General features: G+C 42.5%; 3 protein-coding genes. 2 read left to right on the forward strand and 1 reads right to left on the reverse strand.

Annotated elements, in window-relative coordinates:
• Nucleotides 1-579: 579 nt before the first annotated feature.
• Nucleotides 580-1,599: an RRXRR domain-containing protein gene (locus L1765_RS15670; protein WP_236408426.1), complete on the forward strand. Its 1,020-nt coding sequence runs from the start codon at nucleotides 580-582 to the stop codon at nucleotides 1,597-1,599.
• A 333-nt stretch (nucleotides 1,600-1,932) separates the two neighbouring features.
• On the opposite strand, the gene L1765_RS16250 is transcribed toward L1765_RS15670, so the two are convergent.
• Nucleotides 1,933-2,097 (reverse strand): ribbon-helix-helix domain-containing protein, encoded by a 165-nt coding sequence (locus tag L1765_RS16250; protein WP_407942293.1) that lies wholly within the window; start codon nucleotides 2,095-2,097, stop codon nucleotides 1,933-1,935.
• 208 nt (nucleotides 2,098-2,305) lie between these two features.
• Here L1765_RS16250 and L1765_RS15675 point away from each other — a divergent pair, with 208 nt between their 5' ends.
• Nucleotides 2,306-3,361: a stalk domain-containing protein gene (locus L1765_RS15675; RefSeq protein ID WP_236408427.1), complete on the forward strand. Its 1,056-nt coding sequence runs from the start codon at nucleotides 2,306-2,308 to the stop codon at nucleotides 3,359-3,361.
• Nucleotides 3,362-3,374: the final 13 nt, after the last annotated feature.

A 3,374-nucleotide genomic window follows, 5' to 3' on the forward strand; every position in this document is an offset into this window, starting at 1 on the left:
CTGATAAATGCAGATATTAACGGTAGTCTTAATATTCTAAGACAAGCCTATACAGGTATTCCCTATCTGATACAAGCAGTGAGGGATAATGGATGCGTGAACCATCCAAAGCGAATAAGGGTTGCCTAAACCATTAGGTGGAAACTTAAATACCAAACTTCGCTTGAAACAAATCTCTAATCTTTGATTAGGAAGCTCCCACTTCAAACGTGGACACGTTAAGTGGTGAGTAGTTCACGTACTTAAAGTAGATTCCATCTTTTATCATTTTTCTCGATGATTATGGTACAATGTGGTTGTACAACTATATAGGCAGGGTGGGTGGTCAAAAACCCTCGAAAGGGGGTGATGACCGTCAATGACCCCTACTTAAAGAAGTAGGGGCTTGGGATGACGATACCAAGGTAACCGTTGACTAGACAAAGGCGAAAGCCTACGCCCTGACAGGCTACAAGCACCTCCTGGATGCACGCCCTAGTCTGGGGAAATGCGGCAGAATCGTTAAATGCCACGGCTATAAGCCTAAGCCTGTCAGGCATTGTCGAAGGGCACGAAACTCTGAAAGGAGGCACGAATACCGTGCAAAAAGTACCAGTGGTACATCAAGACGGAACACCTCTCATGCCCTGCTCTCCTGCAAAAGCAAGAAAACTATTAAAACAGGGAGCAGCGGTCAAGAAGTGGACAAAAACAGGAATTTTCTATATCCAGCTAACTACCCCTACGAGCAAACATACACAGCAAATGGCGATGGGAATAGACCCCGGCGCACATTATGACGGCTATTGCATCGCTACCAAAGAAAAAATGCAATTATCAGGGATGTTGGAGGTCAAAAACAGAATCGCAAAGAAGATGGAGCAGAGAAGGAACATGAGAAGGGCACGGCGGTTTCGCAACACAAGGCGTAGACCTAAAAGGTTCAATAATCGCCTTCGCAAAGAAGGATGGCTGCCACCCTCAATTAAGGCAAAGGTAGAGTTGAGAATTCGACTTATAGAATCCTTGCTCAAAATCTATCCGATCACCGATTTTGCGGTAGAGGACATGAAGATCAATGGCAATCGATTGAAAGGGGAGCAAGACAGGCGGTATTACACCTGGACGATGTTAGGAAAAAGCAGGTTGTATGCCTTTTTGAAGTCCCGTGGCAATCTCTACTTGTATGACCCGGAGGATACGAGAAAAGCAAGAGAGATCAACAGATTGGAAAAGACCGACAAGAAGGGTGAACTTGTTTTTTCGTCCCAAGCGGTAGATGGGTTGGCGTTGTGTTGGTTGTTGTTGAGGACAAAGAATCTAGTTGTTACAACCTTCATGGCATGGCGTAGACCAGAGATGGCAAGACGGCAACTTCATGTCTTTCAACCCGCAAAAAGTGGTGTACGCAAGCCATACGGAGGCAGTTTTGCATTGGGATTCAAAAAGAACACCGTGGTTTGGTACAAAGGCAAACTATACCGAACAGGTGGCACAACCAAAGGCAGATTAAGTTTGCATTCGTTTGATTTTGAAAACAGGCGAGTAATGCAAAATGCCAAGCCGGAAGAATGCCAAAAGGTATTTCAACAGACATGGTTTGTTAAGAAAGTGAGTTAGACAAATTTGGAAACGAAAGGAGAGAAGGTGCATTCCTCTCCGACCTATAGAGGATCGGAGTCTCCTGCACCGATTAAGATGATAGGATTCGCAACTTTGATTGTAGCAGTAATTGCAGTGTCGCAACAAAGAAAAAAGTAACCCACCCTTGGCTAGAAGACGGTGGGTTACTCCAACTATTTTGGCCGATTAGCCTATGACCGCTCATCATGCGGATGTTGTACAAACCGGGGTGTTGTCGCACCTCGGTTGTTTTATTTTTATGCTTTCTTTAAGTTTATTATACATAGAAAGGGTTGAGATGGCAAATGTAGCACGAAACGGAAAAGTCGCTCACTGTTTTGTAGAGGCGTCTTTTTTGTTCTCATATTTTTTTAGAATGTACCGCATTCCCTCTTCTATGAGATCGTTGGCATTAACTTGAAGTTTGAGTGCAAGTAGTCGAATTTTTTTGTATAGTTCTTCGTCAAGTGTTGTATTTACATTTTTTCGTGGCATATTTTCACCCCCAAAAAAATATAACACATAGTTGACTATGTGGCAATATTATAATATATTCTACATAGATACATAGTTAGCTATGTAGAATAAAAAGGGATGAGATAGCAAATGAGATCAAAATAATCCAAAAGTCCTACTATAACGGGTTGTCATTTTTAAAAGTCGGTTTATGATAGAAGTAACAAAAAAAATGGGAGGTTTTGACATGAGCATCAAAAAGATTGTGTTAATTGTACTGTTGTTAATGACGATGACGGGTGTGGCGTGGGCAGGTGAGACAAACATAGACCCAAGGTTATATGAACAAGATTGGCTTGCACCGTATATTGGTAAATCAAAAATAGACCCAAGAATTATCGAGAGACCTAATCAAGTGATAGGCAAAGACATCACTACTGATGGGCTAACGATGTCATGGGACAGCGTAAAAAATGCCGTTAGTTATGGCATAGACGTTTATCAATACGAGTATCCTTCAAAATACGCAGATAATCCGGATGAATCAAAAAAAGTATATTCTCAGACAACAAGCAAAACAAATATAGTGGTTACCGGATTAAAACCTGATACAAGGTATTTGGTACAACTATATACGATTTTTCCGGAAGGAAGAAAAAGTCACCCTGCGCATCTAGAAGTAGAAACAAGAGCTATAACGAAGGGTGAAGCGGTATACATCCCAGCAGATCCGGAAAACGGGGGCCCCTTAGTGCCATATATCGATGCATCGAATCAAGGGCGTGACGGCGGTAGTTTCGGTCAATATGAAGACCTTATTGTCTTAATGAACTGGGATACTGCAACAGATGGAATAAAAAGGGATAATAGTGTGAGTGTATCAATTGATGGTTTGGGTATAAAATTTCCTGATGCACAGCCCTATATCAATGAGGATGACCGAACCATGGTACCCGTAAGATTCATTGCCGAAGCTCGCCATATTGAGGCAGATGTTAGCTGGAATCCCTTCACCCGAACCGTCACCATCGAAAAACCAAACAGTGACGGGAAGACCAAAACCATCATCAAGCTAAAGGTTGGCGAAAACAAGGGACTGGTAAACGGCCGGGAGGTCACCTTTGACACGAAAGCCGTCATCAAGGATGACAGAACTATGGTGCCTTTGCGTTTTGTAGTAGAAACGCTAGGAGCGAGGGTGTTTTGGGACCCTAGAGTAAAAGCTGTGATTATATACACTCCAAACGAAAGAGCGTATTTTGATGAAGATCTTGCAGAAGAACAAGGATGGATTGAAAATTAGCCCAACAAAGAGG

This window comes from Microaerobacter geothermalis, from assembly GCF_021608135.1.
Lineage (GTDB): Bacteria > Bacillota > Bacilli > DSM-22679 > DSM-22679 > Microaerobacter > Microaerobacter geothermalis.